This is a genomic window from Salipiger abyssi (assembly GCF_001975705.1).
In the GTDB taxonomy this organism is placed as follows: Bacteria; Pseudomonadota; Alphaproteobacteria; order Rhodobacterales; family Rhodobacteraceae; genus Salipiger; species Salipiger abyssi.
Genome location: NZ_CP015093.1, coordinates 1,017,605 through 1,038,858, shown reverse-complemented (window position 1 = coordinate 1,038,858; position 21,254 = coordinate 1,017,605). Strand labels below are relative to the sequence as shown.

Below are 21,254 nucleotides of genomic sequence, written 5' to 3'. Positions count from 1 at the left end.
CATGCGCAAGGCGGCTCGGGGCGGGGACCGGAAAAGGCCGGTCGGGTGGTGATTTCAGTGCTACGGAGCGGGCAGGGCGCGCCTGCCCGGGGCCGTGTGTCAGCCGTAATCGCGCTCGCCGAAGATCGCCGAGCCGACGCGCACATGGGTGGCGCCGAGCGCGATGGCCTCCTCGAAATCGGAGCTCATGCCCATGGAGAGCTCTTCCAGCCCGTTGCGTTCGGCGATCTTGCCCAGCAGCGCGAAATGCAGCGACGGCGTCTCCTCGACCGGCGGGATGCACATCAGCCCCTTGATCGGCAGATCGAGCCCACGGCATTCGGCGATGAAGGCATCCGCGTCGTCGGGCAGGATGCCGGCCTTCTGCTCTTCCTCGCCGGTGTTCACCTGAATGAAGAGATCGGGGCAGGCGCCCGTCTCCTGCGCCAGCCGTGCCAGCGTGTTGGCGAGCTTCGGCCGGTCCACCGAGTGGATGGCGGAGAACAGCTCCATCGCCTGCCGCGCCTTGTTGGTCTGCAACGGCCCGATGAGATGCACGGAGACGCCCTCGTAGCGCTCCATGAACTCGGGCCATTTGCCGCGCGCCTCCTGCACCTTGTTCTCGCCGAAAAGCTTGTGCCCCTGCTCCAGCACCGCCTCGACCCGCTCCAGCGGCTGCACCTTGCTGACCGCGATCAGCTGCACCGAGCCGGGGTCGCGCCCGGCCCGGGCTTCGGCTTTGGCGACACGGTCGCGGATATCGGTCAGTCCCATGGCTCGTCTCCCCAGGCTTCTATGAACGGTTGCAGCTCGCGCTCGTATTTCTTCCAGGCCTGCGCCGAGCCGGTATAGATCGGCTGGCGCACCTGGCTGACGCTGAGCGTCTTCACGGCGTCGCTGTTCTTGTGGAAATCGAGGCAGGCGTCCTGCCAGTCAAGCCCCGCCGCCGCGATCAGCGCGCGCGAATGCGGTTCGGGGTCCGCCACCAGCGCCTCATAGCGGATCTCGTGGATGACACCGGGCAGCGTGGCCTTCCAGTGCGCGACATGCCGGCGGAAGCGTTTGATCGCATGGGCGATATCCGCGAGGTCGTTGGCGTAGCGATGGCTGCCGGTGGCAAAGAAATTCTTGTGGATCGACAGGGCGATGTCGCGCGGGTCGCGCTGCACGACGATAAAGCGCGCGCCGGGCAGCGTGTGATGCAGCAACCCGACGATCAGGTAGGAAAGAATCGACTTGTCGGTGATCACCGGGCTGTCGCCGGGCACGTCGCGGCGCGCCAGCGTAGTGTAGCGTTCGGCGAAGGCGCGCAGCTTTTCCGGAGCAGTGTCGGCCAGCGGGCGCATGGCTTCGCCGGCGCCGAACATGCCATAGGCGAGCTTCAGCGCGAGGCTCAGCTCGTTGCCCGCCGACACGTCGCTATGGGCGGCGAGGATGCGCTCGACCAGCGTCGTGCCCGAGCGCGGCATGCCGGTGACAAAGACCGGGCGGGGGGAGAGCGGTTCGCTGAGGGCGGGGTCGGGGAGAAGCCCGGCCTGCGCCGCCTGCACGGCAGCGAACTCGCGATCCTGCGCGGCGTTTTCGAAAGGCGCGGCCTTTCGCTGCAAGGCATTGGCGCGGGCGAAGCAGGCAAAGGCGCGCTGCGGCTGTCCGGCCTCCTCCAGCGCCTTGCCGAGCGCGTAGCCGAGATGGATTCGCGGCTCGTCCTTCAGCTCCTTGCGGGCCCAGAGCCGCTCCATCGCCTGAAGCAGCGGATCGCCGGCGGAGAGCTTTTTCGTGGCGAGGAAGATGCGGTAGAGCTGGGCTTCGTTCGGATGCTGACGGATCAGCTTGCGAAAGATCTTCTCCGCCTCGTCGAACCGACCGAGCAGTTGCAGGTAATGCGCCTTGTCGGCGCGGGCCTTCACCGCCTGGCCACCCGCGGCAATCAGCCGATCATAGGCGGCGAGCGCCTCCTCGGCGCAGCCGAAATAGCGGAACCGCTCGGCGGCGTGCTGAGTGAGCTTGGGATTGCCGGGCGCGAGGGCGACGGCTTTGCGCAGCTGTGCCAGACAAGCGTCGCGGTCGCCTTCCTCGAAGGCGATTCTCGACAGATGAAAGGGGATTTCCGGGCGGGCCGGATCGGCCTGCGCCAGTTGCGTCAGCGCGGCCTTGGCCTGTGCGAACTGGCCCTTGGCCATGAGGCCGGTCGCCTGCTGGAAGAGCCGGGTTTTCATCGCGGCGGAAAGCGGCAGCATTGGGCGGGCACCTCAGCGGTTGACAAAAAAGAAAAGAGCGGGCGAATGCCCGCTCTTCCCTTAGCTTAATCTCCGGGGAGATTAGAAGCTCATGTTCAGACCCAGCGACCAGGTGTTGTAGTCGCCCGAGCCCCAAACGCCTTCCATGTCGGAGTAGCCGTAGCCGAGACGGGCTTCCAGGCCACCGCCGAGGTCGTAGGATGCCGCGAGGCCCCAGCCCGACTGGTTGTCGCCGTCGTACTCGAACTGACCCCAGTTCACGCCGACTGCGATTGCGTTCATTTCGTAGCCGAAGCCGAGACCAACGTGGGTCACGTCGTCGGACAGGCCGTCGATGTCGGTGACCGAGTAGGTCAGGCCGGCGGAGATGCCGTTGGCGAAGCCGCCGGTGACGGCGAGGCCGGTCACGTCAGCAACATCTTCCAGGGTCTGGTAGCCGAGGCCGACGGTCAGGTCGATGGCGCTGACTTGGCCGCTCCAGGACACGCCGAGGCCCCAAACGGTGTCGCCGATGCCGGACACGTCTGCGCCGTCAGCAACCTGCTCAGCCGACAGCGAGAAGGTGAAGCTGTTGTAGGCGTAGTCGAAACGAGCGATCTGGCCGTCGCCGAAGCCGTCGAGGCCGGTCAGGCCGAACGCGTCGCCGTCACCGTGGTTGAAGCCGAGGTGAACGGTTTCGTCGTCGTTCAGGGTGCCGCCTGCCAGAGCCATTTCCGGGATGCGAGCGTCGTATGCACCGTCGGTGTCACCCATGGTCAGGGTTGCGCCACCGTAGGAGATGAAGATCGCTTCACCGCCCTGACGGCTCGGCAGTTCGAAAACGCCGGTGTCGTTGCCGCCAACGTCGTCGGAGTAGTCGGCTGCTTCGTCCAGGTCGATGGTGGCACCGAAGGTCAGACCGTTGTCAGCTTCGCCCGACAGGGTGAAACGGATGTCGAAATCGGTGAAGAACTGGGTTTCAGCGGTTTCGCTGTTCGGGTTGTAGATACCCATTTCGGCGGTACCGGTCAGGGCGACTTCAGCCGAGGCGACGCCTGCGGTTGCAACCAGCGCAGTGGTAGCAAACAGAATCTTTTTCATTGTTTCCCTCATGTGTTCGTAAGGCACGTACCAATCCGGGTAGCCCGGCCTTGATGCGGCTTCTATGCGCCTTCACCCCCCGCGTTTGCAACCGGTCGCTGAGGGCGCCGCGGAACAAGCCAATCAGTGATGCGCAATTGCCACAAAATTGCCCGCTGCCTCGGGAGGCGCGCGGGAAAGCGCCTTGGTTCTGGGAGATTGACGGCTTGTCGCGCGCGGGTGTGCCGAGTATGCAGGGGGCGAAAGAGACGGGACGGGCAGGAGCTTTTGCCGATGAAAATGATGCGGAACGCTGTGAGAGTCGCTCTGTTCGGCGGGATGATGGCTCTGGCCGGCTGCGGCTCTGTCCGGGGCTTGTTCGACGGGCGCGGCTCCGACACGCAGAATGTGCCGCCCGGCAATGCCGAGACATCCGAGAAGATCATCGAGAAGGAAATCTACGGTCGCGAAGGCCGGCCCGACTCGACGATCTGGGATATTTTCCGGGCCCGCGAGGATGCCGGCAAGGTCGGCGCGGTGAACCGCTATATCTGGAACGCCTCGCTCGACGTGCTGGATTTCCTGCCCGTCGAGTCGGTCGATCCGTTCACCGGTGTGATCACCACCGGCTATGGCACCCCGCCGGGCAGTGGCCGCGCCTATCGCGCGACGATCTATGTCTCCGATCCTGCGCTCGACGCGCGTTCGCTCAATGTCGCGCTGATGACGCGCTCCGGTCCGGTGGACGGGGCCACGGTGCGCGCGGTCGAGGATGCGATCCTCACCCGGGCCCGGCAGCTGCGCGCCCGCGACGGCAACCTCTGAGACAGCGCTGACCGCCGGGGTCGCGCAACTCTTTTCGAAAAGAGTTGCAACTTCCTTCGAAGGAAGTTGCCCCGGGCTCAGCCGTCCTTGCTGACATTCTCGCGGAACGCGGTGTCGAAGGCGGCTTTCTTGGCGTCGTCCGCTTCGGTCTGGTGCTGCGCCTTCCAGTCGTCATAGGGCATGCCGTAATAGATCTCGCGCGCCTCGTCCTTGCCGATCTCGATACCGCGCTCGGCGGCTGCCTCCTGATACCAGCGCGACAGGCAGTTGCGGCAGAATCCGGCCAGATTCATCAGGTCGATATTCTGCACGTCCTTGCGATCTTCCATCAGATGTTTCCGCAGCCGGCGAAAGGCGGCGGCCTCGATCTCGATGCGGGTCTGGTCGTCCATGTCTTTCTCCTCCGTCAGTCCGGCACGTCGTCCAGCGCCGCCTTCAGCAGCGACGCCAGTCGCGTGCCCCAGTGTTCCTGGGTCGTTTCCGTGGCAATGAGGTCGTTGCGCAGTTCGATCAGCGTGTTCACCCGGCCATGCCGCAGCGCGTGCCGGTCGATGGCATCGCCGGGCAGGTGGCCGGGATAGGGCTGGTTGCGGCCCACGGTCAGATCCGGCTCGGCCTCGAGCCGGGCGATCAGCGGATCCGACAGCCGCGCGTCCCAGGCGTGCAGGATGCCCACATGCCAGGGCCGCGTCGGGCGTCCGCGCAGTTGCCGTGTGAAGGAATGCACCGAGACGATGGCGACATTCTCGCGCGCCGCCGCCAGCGATTCCAGCGCCGTGTGATAGGGGCGGTGATAGGCGTTGAGCCGGCGCTCGCGCTCTGCCGCATCCGCGTGGCGGTTGCCGGGGATGACCGAGCCGTCATAGAGCCGCATCAGCAGCGTCGGATCGTCCTCGCCGCGGTTGGGGTCGATCACCAGCCGCGAGAAATCCGCCCAGATCAGCGGCGAGTCGAGCGCTGCCGCCAGGGCGCGGGCCACCCCCAGAGCGCCTACATCATAGGCAATATGCCGCGCCATGTCCGCTTCGGGCAGACCAAGGGTTCCCCCGAGATCGGGTGGCACGGTATTGCTCGCATGATCGCAGGTGACCAGAAACCGTCCGTTCCGGCCCTCTCCCTCTGTGTGATATGGCGTGTAGGTCATGGCTCTTGTCTGAAATCCTGCCCGCTCCACTTAGAGCAGTTGTGCCGGGAAGGGAATTGCGCAATACCTTCATGAAGGTGTTAGCGATAACTGGTTTAAGGTTAAACAATTCGGGGCCGGCGCATGGGATGCGCCGGAGCAGGGAGACGGAAATGAGACGTTTGCGCAAAGTGAAGATCGTGGCCACGCTGGGCCCGTCCAGCAATACATATGAAATGATCCGGACGCTGCACGAGGCCGGGGCCGATGTGTTCCGCCTCAATATGAGCCACGGCAGCCACGAGGACATCACCAAGCTGCACCGGCTGATCCGTCAGGTGGAAAAGGATCTCGACAGCCCGATCGCGATTCTCGCGGACCTTCAGGGGCCCAAACTGCGGGTCGGGACATTCGAGAACGGCGAGGAAGAGCTCGACTGGGGCGATACGTTCCGGCTCGATCTCGACGAGACGCCGGGCACCAAGAAACGCGTCTGCCTGCCGCATCCCGAGATCTTCCAGGCGCTCGGCGTGGGTGCGCATCTGCTGGTCAATGACGGCAAGATCCGCCTACGGGTCGAGGAATGCGGCGAGGATTTCGCCAATTGCGTGGTCGAGGCGGGCGGTACGATCTCCAACCGCAAGGGCGTCAACGTGCCCGATGTGGTGCTGCCGCTGGCGGCGCTGTCGGAGAAGGACCGCAGCGATCTGGAATTCGCCGCAGCCCTCGGCGTCGACTGGCTGGCGCTGAGCTTTGTGCAGCGGCCTGAGGATGTGGAAGAGGCGCGCAAGCTCTGCGAGGGCCGCGCGGCGATCCTGTCGAAGATCGAGAAACCCTCGGCGGTGAAGGCCTTCGACAAGATCCTCGAAGTGTCCGACGGCATCATGGTGGCGCGCGGCGATCTCGGGGTGGAGCTGCCGGTGCAGGCGGTGCCGCCGATCCAGAAGCGCCTGATCCGCGCCTGCCGCAAGGTCGGCAAGCCGGTGATCGTGGCGACCCAGATGCTGGAATCGATGATCGAGAGCCCGATGCCCACCCGCGCCGAGGTCTCGGACGTGGCCACCGCGATTTACGAGGGCTCCGACGCGATCATGCTCTCGGCGGAATCGGCCGCCGGCCAGTACCCGGTCGAGGCGGTGACCACGATGAACAATGTCGCCGTGGGCGTCGAGAAAGACCCGACCTATACCGAGATCATCGAGGCCTCGCGCAATATCGACCGCACCAGCGTCGCCGACGGCATCGTTGCCGCCGCGCGCGAGATCGCCGAGACGGCGAATATCAAGGTGATCTGCTGTTTCACCTCCTCGGGCACCACCGTGGCCAAGGTGGCGCGCGAGCGCCCGCGCGTGCCGATCATCGCCATGACCTCGCTGCGCGGCACCGCCCGGCGGCTGTCGCTGACCTGGGGGGTGAACTGCGTGATGACCGGCGAGCTGGAGCGCTTCAAGCAGGCGGTGGTGAATGCCGCGCGGGCGGCGCGGGCGCAGGGCTATGCCGGCACCGAGGACCAGATCGTGGTGACCGCCGGCGTGCCCTTCAACATCCCGGGCACGACCAACATCCTGCGCGTGGCGCCCTGCGATGAGCGGCTGATCTATTCCACCGATCCGGAATAGGGCGCTTCGCGGTTCGCCAATAGCGGGTCCTCTGCTAGGCTTGTTTCCGTGGCGGTCTTTCTCCGCCGCGGAAAGGCACATATGAGCCCCGACCACCTTCTTGTCCTCGGCCTGTTCCTCGCGGTGATCGCCGTTCCGGCGATGATCTCGGCCTATTCGGACGGGCGCCGGCCCCTTGTCGGGGCGGCGGTCGCGCTGGCCGCCGTCGCGGTGCTTCTGCATGGCAATACCAGGCAGCCGGATGGCTACCGGCTGGCGGATATTCCCGACGCCGTGTACGGCGTGATCGGCGACATGATCCGCTAGCGCGGCGCCACGCCGGGCAGGGATTCCCGCTTGCATCGCAGGGCGCCCGGTCCTATAGGGGCGCCTCTACCCGCGTGGCCGGCCCGGAGTGGCATGCCGAGTCGCGCGTCAACGCCAAACGTCAAGGAGACGGAAATGCCCAAGATGAAGACAAAATCGAGCGCCAAGAAGCGCTTCAAGGTAACCGCGACCGGCAAGGTCGTCGCAGGTCAGGCCGGCAAGCGCCACGGCATGATCAAACGCACCACCAAGTTCATCCGCGATGCGCGCGGCACCACCACGCTGTCGGCTCCCGACGCAAAAATCGTCAAGGGCTACATGCCCTACGACCGCTGATAGAGGAGATCTGACACATGGCACGAGTCAAAGGTGGTACCGTCACCCACGCCCGTCACAAGAAGGTCATCAGCCAGGCAAAAGGCTATTACGGCCGCCGCAAGAACACCTTCAAGGTTGCAGCCCAGGCCGTCGACAAGGCCAACCAGTACGCGACCCGCGACCGCAAGAACCGCAAGCGCAATTTCCGCGCGCTGTGGATCCAGCGGATCAACGCGGCTGTGCGTTCGCATGACGAGGCGCTGACCTATTCGAAATTCATCAACGGCCTGACCAAGGCCGGGATCGAGGTGGACCGCAAGGTGCTCGCCGATCTCGCCGTGCACGAGCCCGAAGCTTTCGGTGCTATCGTCGAGCAGGCCAAGGGCGCGCTGGCCGCCTGAGCCACCGCGTTTCGCTGACAAAAGAACCGCGTCCGGTCGTCCCGGGCGCGGTTTTTTGTTGCCTGTCTTACGAACATGAGGCGCGCTGGCGACCCGTGAAGGACTCGAACCCTCAACCTGCTGATTAGAAGTCAGCTGCTCTATCCAGTTGAGCTAACGGGCCTTTGCGCCCGCCCGTTCTAGCCCCTTGCCACGACCTGTGCAATTGCCCGCGAGGGCGCTTTTGCCCCTGCCGGCTTGCGTCTTTGCACCGCCCCCGGTAGGTGAAGCGCACAGACAATCCGAGGGTACCGGGATGGATGACCTGCGCGACAAATATATCGACCTGATCGCCGCCGCCGCCGACGAGGCGACGCTCGAAGAGCTGCGCGTGCAGGCGGTGGGCAAGAAGGGCGAAATCAGCCTCCAGATGCGGAGCCTCGGCAAGATGAGCCCCGAGGAGCGGCAGGTCATGGGGCCGAAGCTCAACGCGCTCAAGGACGAGATCAATTCCGCGCTCGCCGCCAAGAAGGTTGCGCTGGCCGATGCCGCGCTCGACGAACGGCTGGCCGCCGAATGGCTCGACGTGACCCTGCCGGGCCGCGCCCGCCGCACCGGGACCATCCACCCGGTCAGCCAGGTCTGGGAGGAAGCCACCGCGATCTTTGCCGATATGGGCTTTGCCGTGGCCGAGGGCCCGCAGATCGAGGAAGACTGGTACAATTTCGACGCGCTGAACATTCCCGGCCACCACCCGGCGCGCGCCGAGATGGACACGTTCTACATGCACCGCGCCGAGGGCGACGAGCGCCCGCCGCATGTGCTGCGCACCCATACCTCGCCGGTGCAGATCCGCTCCATGCAGAAGAATGGCGCGCCGATCCGCATCGTGGCGCCGGGCCGCGTCTATCGCGCCGATTACGACCAGACCCACACGCCGATGTTCCATCAGATCGAGGGGCTGGCGATCGACCGCGATATCTCCATGGCCAATCTGAAATGGGTTCTGGAGGAGTTCTTCTCGGCCTTTTTCGGCACCACGGTAAAGACCCGCTTCCGCGCCTCGCATTTCCCCTTCACCGAGCCTTCGGCGGAGGTCGACATCCAGTGCCAGTGGAAAGACGGCTCGGTCGTGGTGGGCGAGGGCGACGACTGGCTGGAGGTGCTGGGTTCCGGCATGGTGCACCCTAAGGTTCTGGAGGCCGGCGGGATCGACCCGAAAGAGTGGCAGGGCTTTGCCTTCGGCATGGGGATCGACCGGATCGCGATGCTGAAATACGGCATCCCCGACCTGCGCGCCTTCTTCGACAGCGATCTGCGCTGGCTGCGGCACTACGGCTTTGCGGCGCTGGACGTGCCGACGATCCGGGGCGGGCTGTCGCGGTAAGATCGCGGGTTTGGCGGGGCGGTGGTTTGAAACCCACCCTACGATACCCACCCGCGCGAATCCCGGCGCAACGCGTGTAACGTAAGGCTCCAATCTGTCGCGAGGCCAACCGGCATGAAGCTCTTTCACCACGCCAACCGCGAACGCAACGCCGATACGCGCCGGGTCTATGCGCTGTTCGAGATCGTCTATACCGCGGTCGATTTCGCCGCCGCGCTGTGTTTCACCGTGGGCTCGGTGCTGTTCTTCTTTCCGGTCTACGAGATCCCGGCGGTCTGGCTCTTCACCGTGGGTTCGGTGTTCTTCATGGCCAAGCCGACCATCCGCCTGATCCGCGAGATCAAGCTTTACCGCATGGGCAAGCTCGACCGGCTCGCGCATCGCGCCGAAGGCGAGTAGACTAGAGCCATCGCGCGGAAGGCGAGTAGCCTAAAACTCCGGTGCCGAAGTCGAGTAGCCTAAAGCTCCAGTGCCGCGCGGGCGCGTCTCAAGGTCTCCTCCGCCGACCCGGTGGCATCGACGTGATGCCAGTGCTCGGGCGTTTTTGCATCCCGAGCCTGCCGGGCCACCACCGTCGCATCGGCGTCGGAGGCATCGCCATGCCGGGCGCTGACACGGGCCTGGAGCGCGGCGGTCCCGGCCTCCAGCCAGAGCGCCGAGAAGGCGACCCCGGTGCGCCGGGCCAGCGCCGCGAGGTCTTTGCGCTCGCCCGGGGCGAGCCATGTGGCGTCGATCACCACGCTGCGGCCCGCTTGCAGCAGGGTCTCGGCGCGCGACAGCAGCCGGCAATAGACTGCCCCCGACGCTTCGGCGCCATAGGCATCCGCCGGCAGCCGGTCGAGCGGATCCGCGCCGGCGAGCTGCTTGCGTTCCAGATCGCTGCGCAGATGTACGGCGCCGGGCGGCGGGCCGATGAGCGGCAGCAGATCGCGGGCGAGGGTGGTCTTGCCGGTGCCGGACATGCCGCCCACGGCCAGCAGCGTGGGCGGGCCAGCGGCGAAGCTCTCCAGCGCGTCGTCGAGAAAGCCGCGCGCGCGCTCCGCGTGGCCGGAGATCTCGCCGGTGGCGCGGCCGGTCTGAACCTCGACCATGGCGCGGATGGCGCCGCGGATGCCAAGGAAGTAGGGCAGGGCGGCGAGCCCGGCATCCTCCTCTCCGGCGGCGGCAAACAGCCAGGCGTCGAGCGCGAGGCAGGCGGAGCGACCGAGGTCGCGGTGACGCAGGTCCATGATCAGGAAGGCGAGGTCGTAGAGCACGTCGCAGGTGCCGAGCACCTCGTCGAATTCCAGCGCGTCGAAGAGCACGGGCCGCTTGTCGAGCAGCACGATATTGTTTAGATGCAGATCGCCGTGACAGCGCCGTATATGTCCGCGCACCCCGCGCGCCTGCATGAGCGGTGCCAGCGCCGCCTGTCGCTCGCGTGCCAGGATGCGGAACCTGTCGGCGCGGTCGGCGCCGAGCTCGTCACTCATGCCGGCAAAGGCCGTCTCCAGCTCGGTGACGATATCGGCCATGAGCTGCGCGCCGTCCGCCTCGCGCCGGGGCGATTGCGCGTGATAGTCATGCACCGCCTGGCCCAGATCCTGTGCCAGCGCATCGTCCAGTTCGCCGCGCTCGGCGATGGCGGAGAGCTCGTTTTCCTGTGGAAAGCGGGTCATGCGCAGCACCCATTCCACCGGTTCGCCGGTGCCGCCCAGCTCCAGCCCGCCCTCCGGACTGCGGGTCAGCGGGCAGACGTCGCGATAGATCTGCGGCGCGGTCGGGCGATTGAGATCAAATTCGCGGCGCAGCATCGCCTCGCGCAGCGACAGGGTGGAGAAGTCCATATAGTCGTAGGCGACGGCGCGCTTGATTTTATAGGCGGTCTCGCCCGCGAGAAATACATGCGCGCCATGGGTTTGCAGATGCTTCACGTCCGCGCCGCCATGGCTGGCCGGGTCCGAGAGATAGGTGATCGCTTCTGATTGGTCGTCGGGCATAGGTGCCTCCCGCGCGATAGTTTGTTACAGGCCCCGAAGGGTTGGCTATGACCGGAATCAATGGCGTTACGCCCAACCTGTGATAAAATACGACCGTCATCAAAGGGCGGAGGTTTGTCATGAACATGATCGCTACCAAAGACCGTCTCGAAACCGACGGTACGACTGACCGCGACTTCCACATTCGCTGGACGCTTGAGCCGTTCGCCGCGACGGCCATGTTGGATGCATGGCTCGATTACGGCGACGAGATGCAGTCCTTCTATGCGGACCGGATCCGCGAGGATGTGGCAACCCAGCATCAGCTGCTGCATTGCAAGAGCCCGGTGGAGATGCTCCAGATCCAGGCCGGCTTCTTCCGCAAGGCGGTGGCCGACTACCGGATGCATGCGGGGCGCGTGTCCGAGTTGACACAGCGCCTGTTCTTCCCGCAGCCGGCGGCGGATCAGCCGAAGACGTAAGTTCCAGGTGCTGCCCCGAGCGAGGGCAGCGCCGGTTTCTCGGCCGCCGCGCGTGTGCCGGTGGAGTGCGCGGTTAGCCACTCGGCCCAGGCGGGCCACCAGGATCCTTCGATCGGGGCGTGAGCGCCTTTCCATGTCTCTGCGGCCAGAGCGTGTCCCGGCACCTCTCCGATGCGGTAATGCCGGCGCGGGTGGCCGGGCTCGGAGACGATGCCCGCATTATGCCCGCCGCTGGTCAGCAGGAAGGTATTGCTGCCATCGGCGAAGCGGGTGATTTTCCAGACCGATTTCCACGGCGCCACATGGTCTTTCTCGGTGCCCACCGCAAAGAGCGGCGTCTCGATATCCTCGACCGAAACAAGCCGCCCGCCGACCTTGTACTGGCCAAGCGCCAGCCGGTTTTCGAGAAACAGTTTGCGCAGATATTCCGAATGCATCGTGGCGGGCATGCGGGTAGCGTCGGCATTCCAGGCCATCAGGTCGTTCATGCCGCCGCGCTCGCCCAGCAGGTAATCGCGGATGGTGCGCGACCAGATCAGGTCGTTGGAGCGCAGCATCTGGAAGGCGCCGGCCATCTGGTCGGATTTCAGATAGCCCTGCTCGGCCATGATATCCTCGAGAAAGGCCACCTGGCTGTCATCGGTAAAGAGCGTGATCTCGCCGGCTTCGGTGAAATCGACCTGCGCGGCGAGCAGCGTCAGCGAGGCCAGCCGGTCGTCCTTTTCGCGTGCCATGGCGGCGGCGGCGATCGACAGCAGCGTTCCGCCGAGGCAGTAGCCGGCGGCGTGGATCTTCTGATCGGGCACCGCCTTGCCGATGGTGTCGAGCGCTTCGAAGATGCCGAGGCGGACGTAATCCTCCATCGACAGCTCGGAATCCGCCTCGCCGGGGTTCAGCCACGAGATCATGTAGACCTCGATCCCCTGATCGACGAGGAAACGCACCATCGAGTTATGCGCCGAGAGATCGAGGATGTAGTATTTCATGATCCAGGCGGGTACGATCAGCAGCGGCTCGGCCTTCACCTCCTTGGTGGTGGGGCGGTAGCGGATCAGCTCGATCAGCCGGTTGCGATAGACCACCTCGCCGGGTGTGATCGCGACATTCTCGCCGACCTTGAAATCGCCGGTGTCCGGCGGGGCGTTTTCGGCATAGTTGGCGAAATCCTCCAGCCAGTTGCGGAAGCCGCGCACCAGATTGGCGCCCTGTTCCTGTTGGGTACGGTCGAGCACCACCGGGTTTGTCAGCGCGTAGTTCGAGGGCGCCATCATGTCGAGCGCCTGCCGCGCGAGGAAATTGGTCATCTGCGCGTGGCGCGGCGCGATGCCCTGCACACCGGTGGTGGCCGCGTGCCACCAGTCTTCGGTCAGCAGGAACCACTGCGCCAGCATGTTGAACGGGTAACGCTGCCATTCCTCGTCGCGAAACCGCTTGTCGGCCTCCATCTCGGCGCATCCCTCGCCGGCGGGCGAGAGCGGACAGCTGACCGCCGATTGCAGGGCGCGAGCACCGTTGGCGACGGCGCGCTCCTGAAGTTCCGCCTGCTTGGCCGGCGATCCGGCGAGATGCACGCCCCAGTCGAACCAGGCGGTGGCCAGCCCCATGGGCGAGAGCCCGCCGGTCAGGCTGCCGATGGTGGCGTGAAAGGCGCGGTCGATGGCGTTGTGACGCTCGGCATCGCGCGTCGGGACGGCGTCGGCTGGAGGGATGTTTCCGGCGTGTTTCATGGCCTCTCTCCGAACGGTGTTTGTGGAAATTCTTTGCCACGATCTGCTTTGGAATGTCTTGATCAAGCGCAAGAAAATTCCGTGAATTCGCATCGTGTCTGGCGTGTTAGCGTAACTTTTTTATGGCGACTCACAAGGTGGGAGACGGAAACGTGAATTGAATTCAATCAAATGATTGATTAATGCATGCCCCATGAGCCGTTCTTCCGAGTTGTCCAGCACCGCCGCGCCGGCGGAAAGCACCCGCAGCAACCTGATCGCGGCAGGGTTCGCGCTGTTCGGCGAGGCGGGCTATGCGGCGACCAGCATCCGCAAGCTTGCGGCGCGCGCCGACACCAATGTCGCCTCCATCGCTTATCATTTCGGTGGCAAGGCAGGTCTGCGCCGGGCCTGTGCCGAGGCGGCGGCGGAGCGCATCGCCGAAGCGGTCGGCCTGCCGCGCACCCATGGCGCGATCACCCCCGAGGCGGCCACGGCGGCGCTGGAAAAGGCGCTGCGCGGGCTCGTCGGGCTGCTGCTGGTCGGCGAGGGCGCGCAGGGCTTTGTCGGCTTCATGGTGCGCGAGCTGAACGAATCGCCGGAAATCGTCGAGCTGATGTTTCAGCGTTTTCTCGGCCCCAAGCATCGCGAGCTTTGCGCGCTCTGGGGCGCCGCCACCGGCCAGCCCGCCGACAGCGAGGCTGTGCGCCTGTCGGTCTTCGCGATGATCGGCCAGGCGCTTTACTTCCGCATCGGCCAGCCGGTGGTGCTGCGTGGCATGGGCTGGGAGACGCTTGGGCCGGATGAGGCCGGGCGCATCGCCGATCATCTCGTGGCGCAGCTTCACGCCGCGCTGGAAAGGAGCCGGATATGACCGGATTGCTCTGTGCGCTGCCCTTCGCCGCCGCGCTGTTTTCCGCCTGCGCGGCGCCCGGCCCGCTGGCGACGGGCTATGTGGAGGGGGATTTCACCCTGATCGCACCGGTTGCCACGGCGCAGATCCGCGGGCTGGAGGTGGCCAGCGGTGACCGGGTCGAGGCCGGCCAGAGGCTGGTGGCGATGGAGCATCGCGATGCCGAGATCGCGCTGGCCCGGGCCGAGGCGGCCTTGGCGCAGGCGCAAAGCCAGTTGCAGGATCTTCAGGAGGGCAAGCGCCCGGCAGAGATCCGCGCCATCGAGGCCTCCCTCGCCTCGGCGCAGGCACAGGCCGAGGATGCGGCACGCACCGAGGAGCGGATGGTGAGCCTCGCCGCGCGCGGGGCGGTGACCGAGAGCCAGCGCGACGATGCGGTGACCGCCGCAAAGGTGGCCGATGCGCAGGTGGCGCAGATCGAGGCGGAGCTTGCGGTGGCGCGGTTGCCCGCCCGCGCGCAGGAGATCGCCGCCGCCGAGGCGGCGGTGAAGGGGGCTGCGGCGGCGCGCGATCAGGCGCGCTGGGATCTCGACCAGCGCAGCCTCACCGCGCCGGCCACTGGCACCGTGTTCGACGTGATCCGCCACGAGGGCGAGATTGCCGGCCCGTCCTCGCCGGTGCTGTCGATGCTGGCCGATGGCGCGGTAAAGCTGCGTCTCTACGTGCCGGAGACCGAGTTTTCCCGGGTTGCCGTGGGCACGCCGCTGGCGATCAACTGCGATGGCTGCGGGGCGGGGCTGCGCGCGCGGGTGACCTATATCTCCGACGAATCGGAATTCACCCCGCCGGTGATCTACTCGCTCGAGAACCGGCAAAAGCTGGTCTATCTCATCGAGGCGCGGCCCGTCGGGGAGAGTACGCTGAAACCCGGCCAGATCGTCGACGTGTCGCTGGCGGAGGACGCGCGGTGAGCGAGCCCGCCATAACGGTCACCGATCTCACCAAGCGGTTCGGCGACAAGACGGTGGTCGACCGGGTCTCGCTCAGCGTCGAGAGAGGCGAGATCGCCGGGTTTCTCGGGCCCAACGGCTCGGGCAAGACCACCACGATCCGGCTGATGTGCGGGCTGTTGCAGCCCGATGGCGGCAGCGGGCGAGTGCTGGGCCACGACATCCAGACAGAGCGCGGCGCGATCAAGCGCGAGGTGGGCTATATGACCCAGCGCTTTTCCTTCTACGAAGACCTGACCATCGAGGAGAACCTGAATTTCGTCGCGGGGCTCTACCGCATGGCCGGGCGCCGCCGCGTGGTGCGCGAGACGCTTCAGGATCTGGGGCTGTACTCGCGCCGGGATCAGCTTGCCGGGTCGCTCTCGGGCGGCTGGAAACAGCGGCTGGCGCTCGCGGCCTGTGTCATGCACCGCCCGAAGCTCCTGATGCTCGACGAGCCCACCGCCGGGGTCGATCCCAAGGCGCGGCGCGATTTCTGGGACGAGATCCACCGGCTGGCCGCCGACGGTCTGACCGTTCTGGTCTCGACCCATTACATGGATGAGGCAGAGCGTTGCCACCGGATCAACTACATCTCTTACGGCACGCTGGTGGCGCGCGGCACGGTGGCCGAGGTGGTGCGCGATGCGGGGCTCACCACGATGGTGATCTCGGGCACCCGCGCGGGCGAGGCGGCGCGGCGCCTGGAGGGCGCGGCGGGGGTCGATCAGATCGCGCCCTTCGGCACCACGCTGCATGTGGTGGGCCGCGACGGCGCGGCTCTGCGCGAGACGGTGGCGCGGGTGGCGGAGGAGACCGGCACCGAGGCGGCGCCCGCCGAGACCAGCCTTGAGGATGTGTTCATCCAGCTCATGGGCGATGCGCAGGACAATATGTCATGACCCGGGTTCTCTCGCTCGCGCGGCTCTGGGCGCTGCTGGTCAAGGAAACCATCCAGATGCGCCGCGACCGGCTGACCTTTGCGATGATGATCGGCATTCCGCTGGTGCAGCTGATGCTCTTTGGTTTCGCCATCAACAACGACCCCAAGGAGCTGCCCGCCGCGCTGGTGGCGCCGACGCAGGACAGGTTCACCCGCGCCATGGTCAGCGCGCTGGAACTGACCGGTTATTACCGCTTCATCGCACCCGGCGCGACGGCTGCGGAGGCGGAGGAGATGATCACCCGTGGCGATGTGGTCTTTGTCGTCACGGTGCCCTCGGATTTCGGGCGTCGGGTTGAGCGCGGCGACGATCCGTCGATCCTGATCGAGGCCGACGCCACCGACCCGGCGGCGGCCTCCGGCGCGATCTCGACCCTTGGCACGGTGGCGACCGAGGCGCTGGAGCGCGAGGCGGGACTGCCGCAGGGCAGCGGGCCGGCGCTCTCGGTGGTGGTGCACAAGCGCTACAACCCGGAAGGGATCACGCAGTACAATATCGTGCCGGGGCTGCTGGGGGTGATCTTGCAACTGACCATGGTGATGATGACCGCCATGGCGCTCACGCGCGAGACCGAGCGCGGCACGATGGAGAACCTGCTGTCGATGCCCGCCACGCCGCTGGAGATCATGCTGGGCAAGGTGGTACCCTATCTTGGCGTGGGGGCGGTGCAGGTCGTGGTGGTGCTGGTGGCGTCGAAGGCGATCTTCGGCATTCCGATGGTCGGGCATCTGTCGGTGATCCTGATCGGGATCTTCGTCTTCGTGCTGTCGCTGGTGATCCTCGGCTATCTGATCTCGACCGTGGCGCGGACGCAGATGCAGGCGATGCAGCTGACCTTTTTCTTCTTTCTGCCCTCGCTGATGCTTTCGGGCTTCATGTTCCCCTATCGCGGCATGCCGGGCTGGGCGCAGGCGCTGGGCGAGATCTTTCCGCTCACCCATTTCCTGCGGCTCATCCGCTCGGTCATGCTGAAGGGCGCGGATGTGCAGACCGTGGCGCAGTCGATGGCGGCGCTGCTGCTCTTTGTGCTGCTGCTGTCGCTGGCCGCCCTCATGCGCTTCCGCCGGACGCTCGACTGAGCGGGCTCAGTCGGCGCGGATCGCGGCGGAATAATCCGCGTCGTCGCCGGCGGCCTGCGCCTTGTCGGTGATCAGGGCGGCGGCGCGGCGCTCCTCAAGGCTGCCATTTCCCCCGAGCACGCCCAGCGAGTCGAGATATTCCGGCAGCCGCGCCGAGAGGATCAGCCGGCGGTCGATCGGCAGATCCGCCTTGAGCGCCTGCGCCAGCCCGTAGACCACCGTCGTGCAATTGGCGAGCAGCGTGTTGTAGAAACGCGGCTGCGCCTCCAGTTGCTGTGCCAGCTCGACATAGGCCATGAACAGCGCCCGCCGGTGCTCGGCCGAAAGCGCCACCGGGAAGAGCCTGACCTGCTCCTTGCGGTAATTGGTGCGCAGCTTGACGATATCCTCCTCGGTCGCGCCGATCAGCACCAGCTCGAACTGGCGGAAGAACCCGCCGATCTCGTTGAAGGCCTCGTCGGCCTCGCGGCGGATCTCGACCGAGAACACCACATGCTCACCATCCGCAAAGCCGAAGCTCACCAGCAGATGGGCGATGTCGGGGTTGTCCCAGACAGAGGTGATCATGTCGACGGTTTCGAGCTGCGCGAGATCGACGGTGCGCTCGGTCCAGCGATGGGTGGCGTCGTCGGGGCTGCGCCAGTCGAAATCGCGCAGATCGGTGAGCGTGACGAGATCGCCGGCGACCCGCGCCTTGACCCCACGCGAGACATCGACGGCCCAGTCGCGGTCCTGGCTCGGGGTGATGGTCATGTACCAGCCCGCCACCGCCAGCGCCGAGGCGGCCAGCACCGCCCAGCCGAGGCGCCTCTGGCGCAGCCGGGCGGCAAAGGCGAGGCAGAGCGCCACCGCCAGAGCCGCGAGCGCCGCGATGCGGGCAGGCCCTTCAAGGTGCAGCCAGAGCGCCATGCCGCTCCAGCCGGCGCCGGCAAGCACTGTCAGGGCAAAGAGCAGATGGGCGAGGAAACGGAACGGGCGGGTCATGGTCTTTTCCTTATCGGGCAGCCTGCGGGCGGCGCGGGGCCGCCCGGGACAGGGTCATTCGTTTTCGCCGCTGACTTCGGCAAGCAGGCGCTCGGTGCGCGCATCTTCGAGCTTGTTATAGATCCGGTCCGATTCTTCCTTGTCGCGCAAGGCTTTGGTGATGGCAGCGGTGGAATAGACCAGCATCAGCGCGGCCATGGCATAATAGCCCTTGGCCGAAAAGCTGGCTTCGAGCGAATAGATGCCGCCGGCCATCATCAGAGCGGCGATGGAGAAGTTTGCATAGGTGAAGATGTTCCAGGCTTTGGAGACTTTCGGGGTGTACTGGGTCATCGGTCTGGTTCCTGTGTTTTCGGGAAGGGGAAGGAGGAGTTCAGGTGCGGGTCTGTTTGAGCCGGTCGAGCACGGCGGCGGCGTCGGGACGCAGCGGTGCGCCGCATCCGGCGGCGGCCAGCCTTGCGCTGGTGGCCTCGGCGCTGCCGGTGGCGGAGAGATCGGCCATGGCAACGGCGGTCGCTTCGGACAGGCCCTGCCGGTCTTGCAGGCGTTCGAGTGTCGCCTCGGCTTCGCGCAGGCTGTTGATCACGCCATCGGGCATGGTGCCGCGCACGCGCTGTGATTTCGCCGTGGCATCGGCCAGCTGCTTGCCGCGCTGAAGCACGCGCAGGCGCTGTTCGGCGAGGCTGACTTCTTCGCGCAGCCGGCGGGTTTCGGCATCGTAGGTGGCGATGGCCTTTTCGGTATTGCCGCGCTCGGCCTCCAGCTCTGCGATGGCGGCGGCGGCTTCGGTGGCCAGATCCTCGCGGCCCTTGTCGAGCGCATCCAGCGCCCGCGCCTCCAGATCCTCGATCTGCTGGGCGATCCGGTGCAGCGCCTTTTTCTCGCGCTCGCCATAGGCGATCACCACCGCCACCGAGCGTTTGGCGCTTTCCACGCCATGTGCGGCATCGCGCAGCTGCTGGCGCAGGATGGTGAGCGCATTGGCATCGGTGATTGCCTGGGCGGTATCGGCGCTCTGGCCGCGGACCAGGGTGATCAATGTCTTGAACATCAGGGCCTCCAACTCTATGAACCGTGTTCATGGACTTGATGCCAGAAGAATGAACGTCGTTCAAGAGTTACTTTGAACGCTGTTCAAAGTAATTTGGAGGCCGTATGGCGACGACCCGGGAAGAGAAACGCGCCGATCTGAAGCGCCGGCTGATCGAGGCCGCCGAGGCACAGATCCTGGAGAAGGGGCTGGCCGGGCTGAAGGCGCGCGAGGTGACCGCGCAGGCGGGCTGCGCGCTGGGCGCGCTGTATAATGCCTTCGAGGATCTCGACATGCTGGTGCTGCATGTGAACTCGCGCACGCTGGCACGGCTGGGCGCGGCGTTGCATGCGGCGCGCCGCGACGGCGCCGATGCCGCGACCGAATTGCAGGCGCTGGCGCGGGCCTATGTGGATTTTGCCTGCGACAACCAGCGGCTCTGGTCGGCGCTGTTCGAACATCGGTTGCCCGATGGCGTGACGATGCCCGACTGGCACCGCGACGACCATGCGGTGCTGATCGCCGAGATCATCGCGCCGCTGGGCGCCCTGCGTCCCGATCTCGATCCCGAGGCGCTTCGGCTGCGCGCGCAGACCACCTTTGCCGCCGTGCACGGGGTGGTGCAGCTTTCGCTTCAGGGGCGATTCGTCGGCGTTCCGCAGGAATGCCTGGTGGACGAGGTGGCGGCGCTGGTGGCGACGATGACCCGGGGCAGCCGGTCCGATTCAGATCCGGCGGGCGCGTAGCGCGAGGATCTGGCGCAGGGTTTCTGCGGGCGGCACCGTGCGGAAGATGTCGCGCAGCATGGCTGCATCGGCGCGCAGCCCGTCGATCCAGCCGCCGCGCTTGGTGTGCTTGAGCGGGCTGTCGACGCCGGGCCAGCGCACGATGGCCAGCCGCAGCCCGTCGCTCAGCCAGAGCCGGTTTATGAACACCTCCAGCCCGAAGCGGGGCAGGCCGCGCAGCGTGCCGGTATGGGCGGCGAGCAGCGCGCGCGGCATCACCCGTTCGCCCGAGATGTAGTCGATCCCCAGCGCGCGCCAGAGCAGCGGCGCATTGCGGCGCAGGCTGATCGCGGCATCGGCGCGGCGCTCTAGCACCGGCGCGATGAGGTCGCTCAGATGATCCGCGTCGAGCCCCAGAAGATCGCTGTCGAGCAGCAGCAGATGCTCGCCCCGCGCCGCCTCGATCCCGGTGGCCACGGCGCGGCTCTTGCCGCCGTTCTGCGGCTGCCGGATCACCCGCAGCGTGGGCGCGTCTGTCGCCAGCGCCTCGGCACAGTCTGCGGTGCCGTCGGAGGAGCCGTCATCGACCACGATCACCTCGCAGATCAGCGGGTGATCCAGCACGGCCGCCAGAACGGCGCCGATGCGGGGCGCCTCGTTATAGGCGGGGATGATGCAGGAGAGCCGGGGCGTGTCGGTCATTTGCGCGTCGTCCTTTTCAGCAGCCAGACGATCCCGGCCATGACCAGAACGCCGAGCAGCAGCAAAGAGATCCGCGCGATCCAGTCGTCGATCTTGCTGTAGGCCGCGCCGAAGGCATAGCCGAGCGCCACGAAGAACAGGCTTTTCGGGATGGTGGCCAGCAGGTTGACCCAGAAGAAGCGGAACATCGGCATCTTGGCGAGCCCCGCCGCCACCAGCACGGCGGCGCCGGCGGAATGGGTGAGCTTGCCGATCACCAGCGTGCGGCTGCCATTTTTCTGGAAATGGCCGGCGACCTGGGCGAGCCGCGCGCGGCTCAGCCCCATGCGGTAGCGCCAGCGCAGGGGCAGCCTGTGCAGCCCCCATCGCCCGAGCGCGTAGAACCCCATGTCGCCCACCATGTCGGCGAGGATCACCACGATGCTGACGCTCCAGACATCGAGCAGCCCGCGGCTGGCGAGCCATGCGGCGATGACCGTCACGATGGGGCCTTCCAGCACCGCGATGGGCGCCAGGATGGCCAGCCCGTTCTTGGCGATCAGGGCTGCAACTGTCTCCAATCCCAACAA

The 21,254-nt window shown here is 66.2% G+C and carries 25 protein-coding genes and 1 tRNA gene; 13 read left to right on the top strand and 13 right to left on the bottom strand.

Annotation, left to right across the window (positions count from 1 at the left end):
- Positions 1-99: 99 nt before the first annotated feature.
- The 3 genes from Ga0080574_RS08680 to Ga0080574_RS08670 all read right to left on the bottom strand — a co-directional run bounded on the left by Ga0080574_RS08680 (position 100) and on the right by Ga0080574_RS08670 (position 3,296).
- Positions 100-753: a YggS family pyridoxal phosphate-dependent enzyme gene (locus Ga0080574_RS08680; RefSeq protein ID WP_076697234.1), complete on the bottom strand. Its 654-nt coding sequence runs from the start codon at positions 751-753 to the stop codon at positions 100-102.
- Complete coding sequence (locus Ga0080574_RS08675; RefSeq protein ID WP_076697229.1) at positions 744-2,216, bottom strand: tetratricopeptide repeat-containing sulfotransferase family protein; 1,473 nt, start codon at positions 2,214-2,216, stop codon at positions 744-746. The genes Ga0080574_RS08680 and Ga0080574_RS08675 overlap by 10 nt, the downstream gene beginning before the upstream one ends.
- An 81-nt stretch (positions 2,217-2,297) precedes the next feature.
- Positions 2,298-3,296, bottom strand: a complete 999-nt coding sequence (locus Ga0080574_RS08670; RefSeq protein WP_076697224.1) for a porin — start codon at positions 3,294-3,296, stop codon at positions 2,298-2,300.
- Between the two features lie 282 nt (positions 3,297-3,578).
- Between Ga0080574_RS08670 and Ga0080574_RS08665 the strand changes: the two genes are divergently transcribed.
- Positions 3,579-4,100 (top strand): DUF3576 domain-containing protein, encoded by a 522-nt coding sequence (locus Ga0080574_RS08665; protein WP_076705796.1) that lies wholly within the window; start codon positions 3,579-3,581, stop codon positions 4,098-4,100.
- A gap of 77 nt (positions 4,101-4,177) precedes the next feature.
- On the opposite strand, the gene Ga0080574_RS08660 is transcribed toward Ga0080574_RS08665, so the two are convergent.
- Both Ga0080574_RS08660 and Ga0080574_RS08655 read right to left on the bottom strand, forming a co-directional pair.
- Complete coding sequence (locus Ga0080574_RS08660) at positions 4,178-4,492, bottom strand: DUF1244 domain-containing protein (RefSeq protein ID WP_076697219.1); 315 nt, start codon at positions 4,490-4,492, stop codon at positions 4,178-4,180.
- A gap of 14 nt (positions 4,493-4,506) precedes the next feature.
- Positions 4,507-5,244, bottom strand: coding sequence for an N-formylglutamate amidohydrolase (locus tag Ga0080574_RS08655; RefSeq protein ID WP_076697216.1), 738 nt, complete (start codon positions 5,242-5,244; stop codon positions 4,507-4,509).
- Between the two features lie 152 nt (positions 5,245-5,396).
- Here Ga0080574_RS08655 and pyk point away from each other — a divergent pair, with 152 nt between their 5' ends.
- The 4 genes from pyk to rplT all read left to right on the top strand — a co-directional run bounded on the left by pyk (position 5,397) and on the right by rplT (position 7,867).
- Positions 5,397-6,842, top strand: a complete 1,446-nt coding sequence (pyk, locus tag Ga0080574_RS08650; protein ID WP_076697211.1) for a pyruvate kinase — start codon at positions 5,397-5,399, stop codon at positions 6,840-6,842.
- 81 nt (positions 6,843-6,923) lie between these two features.
- Positions 6,924-7,148: a hypothetical protein gene (locus tag Ga0080574_RS08645; protein ID WP_076697206.1), complete on the top strand. Its 225-nt coding sequence runs from the start codon at positions 6,924-6,926 to the stop codon at positions 7,146-7,148.
- Positions 7,149-7,283: 135 nt separating this feature from the next.
- The gene (gene rpmI, locus Ga0080574_RS08640) at positions 7,284-7,484 is read left to right on the top strand and encodes a 50S ribosomal protein L35 (RefSeq protein ID WP_009504408.1); all 201 of its coding nucleotides are present in this window, start codon (positions 7,284-7,286) and stop codon (positions 7,482-7,484) included.
- A gap of 17 nt (positions 7,485-7,501) precedes the next feature.
- A complete protein-coding gene (gene rplT, locus Ga0080574_RS08635) occupies positions 7,502-7,867 on the top strand; it encodes a 50S ribosomal protein L20 (RefSeq protein ID WP_076697202.1) in 366 nt (121 codons plus the stop codon).
- An 86-nt stretch (positions 7,868-7,953) separates the two neighbouring features.
- Here rplT and Ga0080574_RS08630 read toward each other — a convergent pair.
- Positions 7,954-8,030: transfer RNA gene (locus Ga0080574_RS08630), tRNA-Arg, on the bottom strand.
- 132 nt (positions 8,031-8,162) lie between these two features.
- On the opposite strand from Ga0080574_RS08630, the gene pheS reads away from it, so the two are divergent.
- Together pheS and Ga0080574_RS08620 are read left to right on the top strand one after the other, a co-directional pair.
- Positions 8,163-9,233, top strand: a complete 1,071-nt coding sequence (pheS, locus tag Ga0080574_RS08625) for a phenylalanine--tRNA ligase subunit alpha (protein WP_076697198.1) — start codon at positions 8,163-8,165, stop codon at positions 9,231-9,233.
- A 114-nt stretch (positions 9,234-9,347) separates the two neighbouring features.
- Positions 9,348-9,632 carry a YrhK family protein gene (locus Ga0080574_RS08620; RefSeq protein WP_076697193.1) on the top strand — a complete coding sequence of 95 codons (285 nt, stop codon included), beginning with the start codon at positions 9,348-9,350 and terminating at the stop codon, positions 9,630-9,632.
- A 59-nt stretch (positions 9,633-9,691) separates the two neighbouring features.
- Here Ga0080574_RS08620 and Ga0080574_RS08615 read toward each other — a convergent pair whose 3' ends face one another.
- Positions 9,692-11,212, bottom strand: coding sequence for a bifunctional aminoglycoside phosphotransferase/ATP-binding protein (locus tag Ga0080574_RS08615; RefSeq protein WP_076697188.1), 1,521 nt, complete (start codon positions 11,210-11,212; stop codon positions 9,692-9,694).
- A 119-nt stretch (positions 11,213-11,331) separates the two neighbouring features.
- Between Ga0080574_RS08615 and Ga0080574_RS08610 the strand changes: the two genes are divergently transcribed.
- Positions 11,332-11,673, top strand: a complete 342-nt coding sequence (locus Ga0080574_RS08610; protein WP_076697183.1) for a phasin family protein — start codon at positions 11,332-11,334, stop codon at positions 11,671-11,673.
- On the opposite strand, the gene Ga0080574_RS08605 is transcribed toward Ga0080574_RS08610, so the two are convergent.
- Complete coding sequence (locus Ga0080574_RS08605; RefSeq protein WP_076697180.1) at positions 11,658-13,400, bottom strand: PHA/PHB synthase family protein; 1,743 nt, start codon at positions 13,398-13,400, stop codon at positions 11,658-11,660. The genes Ga0080574_RS08610 and Ga0080574_RS08605 overlap by 16 nt on opposite strands.
- Positions 13,401-13,593: 193 nt before the next feature.
- Between Ga0080574_RS08605 and Ga0080574_RS08600 the strand changes: the two genes are divergently transcribed.
- The 4 genes from Ga0080574_RS08600 to Ga0080574_RS08585 are packed head-to-tail and all read left to right on the top strand — an operon-like array spanning position 13,594 to position 17,244.
- Entirely contained in the window at positions 13,594-14,253 is a 660-nt protein-coding gene (locus Ga0080574_RS08600; protein WP_076697174.1) for a DUF1956 domain-containing protein, read from the top strand.
- A complete protein-coding gene (locus Ga0080574_RS08595) occupies positions 14,250-15,203 on the top strand; it encodes an HlyD family secretion protein (protein WP_076697169.1) in 954 nt (317 codons plus the stop codon). Before Ga0080574_RS08600 ends, Ga0080574_RS08595 begins: the two co-directional genes overlap by 4 nt.
- Positions 15,200-16,123, top strand: a complete 924-nt coding sequence (locus Ga0080574_RS08590; protein WP_076697164.1) for an ABC transporter ATP-binding protein — start codon at positions 15,200-15,202, stop codon at positions 16,121-16,123. Before Ga0080574_RS08595 ends, Ga0080574_RS08590 begins: the two co-directional genes overlap by 4 nt.
- A complete protein-coding gene (locus Ga0080574_RS08585; RefSeq protein WP_076697160.1) occupies positions 16,120-17,244 on the top strand; it encodes an ABC transporter permease in 1,125 nt (374 codons plus the stop codon). The genes Ga0080574_RS08590 and Ga0080574_RS08585 overlap by 4 nt, the downstream gene beginning before the upstream one ends.
- Before the next feature lie 6 nt (positions 17,245-17,250).
- On the opposite strand, the gene Ga0080574_RS08580 is transcribed toward Ga0080574_RS08585, so the two are convergent.
- The 3 genes from Ga0080574_RS08580 to Ga0080574_RS08570 are packed head-to-tail and all read right to left on the bottom strand — an operon-like array spanning position 17,251 to position 19,279.
- Positions 17,251-18,228 (bottom strand): Lnb N-terminal periplasmic domain-containing protein, encoded by a 978-nt coding sequence (locus Ga0080574_RS08580; protein ID WP_076697156.1) that lies wholly within the window; start codon positions 18,226-18,228, stop codon positions 17,251-17,253.
- A gap of 54 nt (positions 18,229-18,282) precedes the next feature.
- The gene (locus Ga0080574_RS08575; RefSeq protein WP_076697151.1) at positions 18,283-18,561 is read right to left on the bottom strand and encodes a YiaA/YiaB family inner membrane protein; all 279 of its coding nucleotides are present in this window, start codon (positions 18,559-18,561) and stop codon (positions 18,283-18,285) included.
- Between the two features lie 40 nt (positions 18,562-18,601).
- Positions 18,602-19,279: a PspA/IM30 family protein gene (locus Ga0080574_RS08570; RefSeq protein ID WP_076697146.1), complete on the bottom strand. Its 678-nt coding sequence runs from the start codon at positions 19,277-19,279 to the stop codon at positions 18,602-18,604.
- Between the two features lie 104 nt (positions 19,280-19,383).
- Here Ga0080574_RS08570 and Ga0080574_RS08565 point away from each other — a divergent pair, with 104 nt between their 5' ends.
- Positions 19,384-20,004, top strand: a complete 621-nt coding sequence (locus Ga0080574_RS08565; protein WP_076697141.1) for a TetR/AcrR family transcriptional regulator — start codon at positions 19,384-19,386, stop codon at positions 20,002-20,004.
- Here Ga0080574_RS08565 and Ga0080574_RS08560 read toward each other — a convergent pair.
- Together Ga0080574_RS08560 and Ga0080574_RS08555 are read right to left on the bottom strand one after the other, a co-directional pair.
- Positions 19,984-20,685, bottom strand: a complete 702-nt coding sequence (locus Ga0080574_RS08560) for a glycosyltransferase family 2 protein (RefSeq protein WP_076697136.1) — start codon at positions 20,683-20,685, stop codon at positions 19,984-19,986. The two genes, Ga0080574_RS08565 and Ga0080574_RS08560, sit on opposite strands and share 21 nt — an antisense overlap.
- Positions 20,682-21,254 (bottom strand): DedA family protein, encoded by a 573-nt coding sequence (locus tag Ga0080574_RS08555; protein WP_076697131.1) that lies wholly within the window; start codon positions 21,252-21,254, stop codon positions 20,682-20,684. The genes Ga0080574_RS08560 and Ga0080574_RS08555 overlap by 4 nt, the downstream gene beginning before the upstream one ends.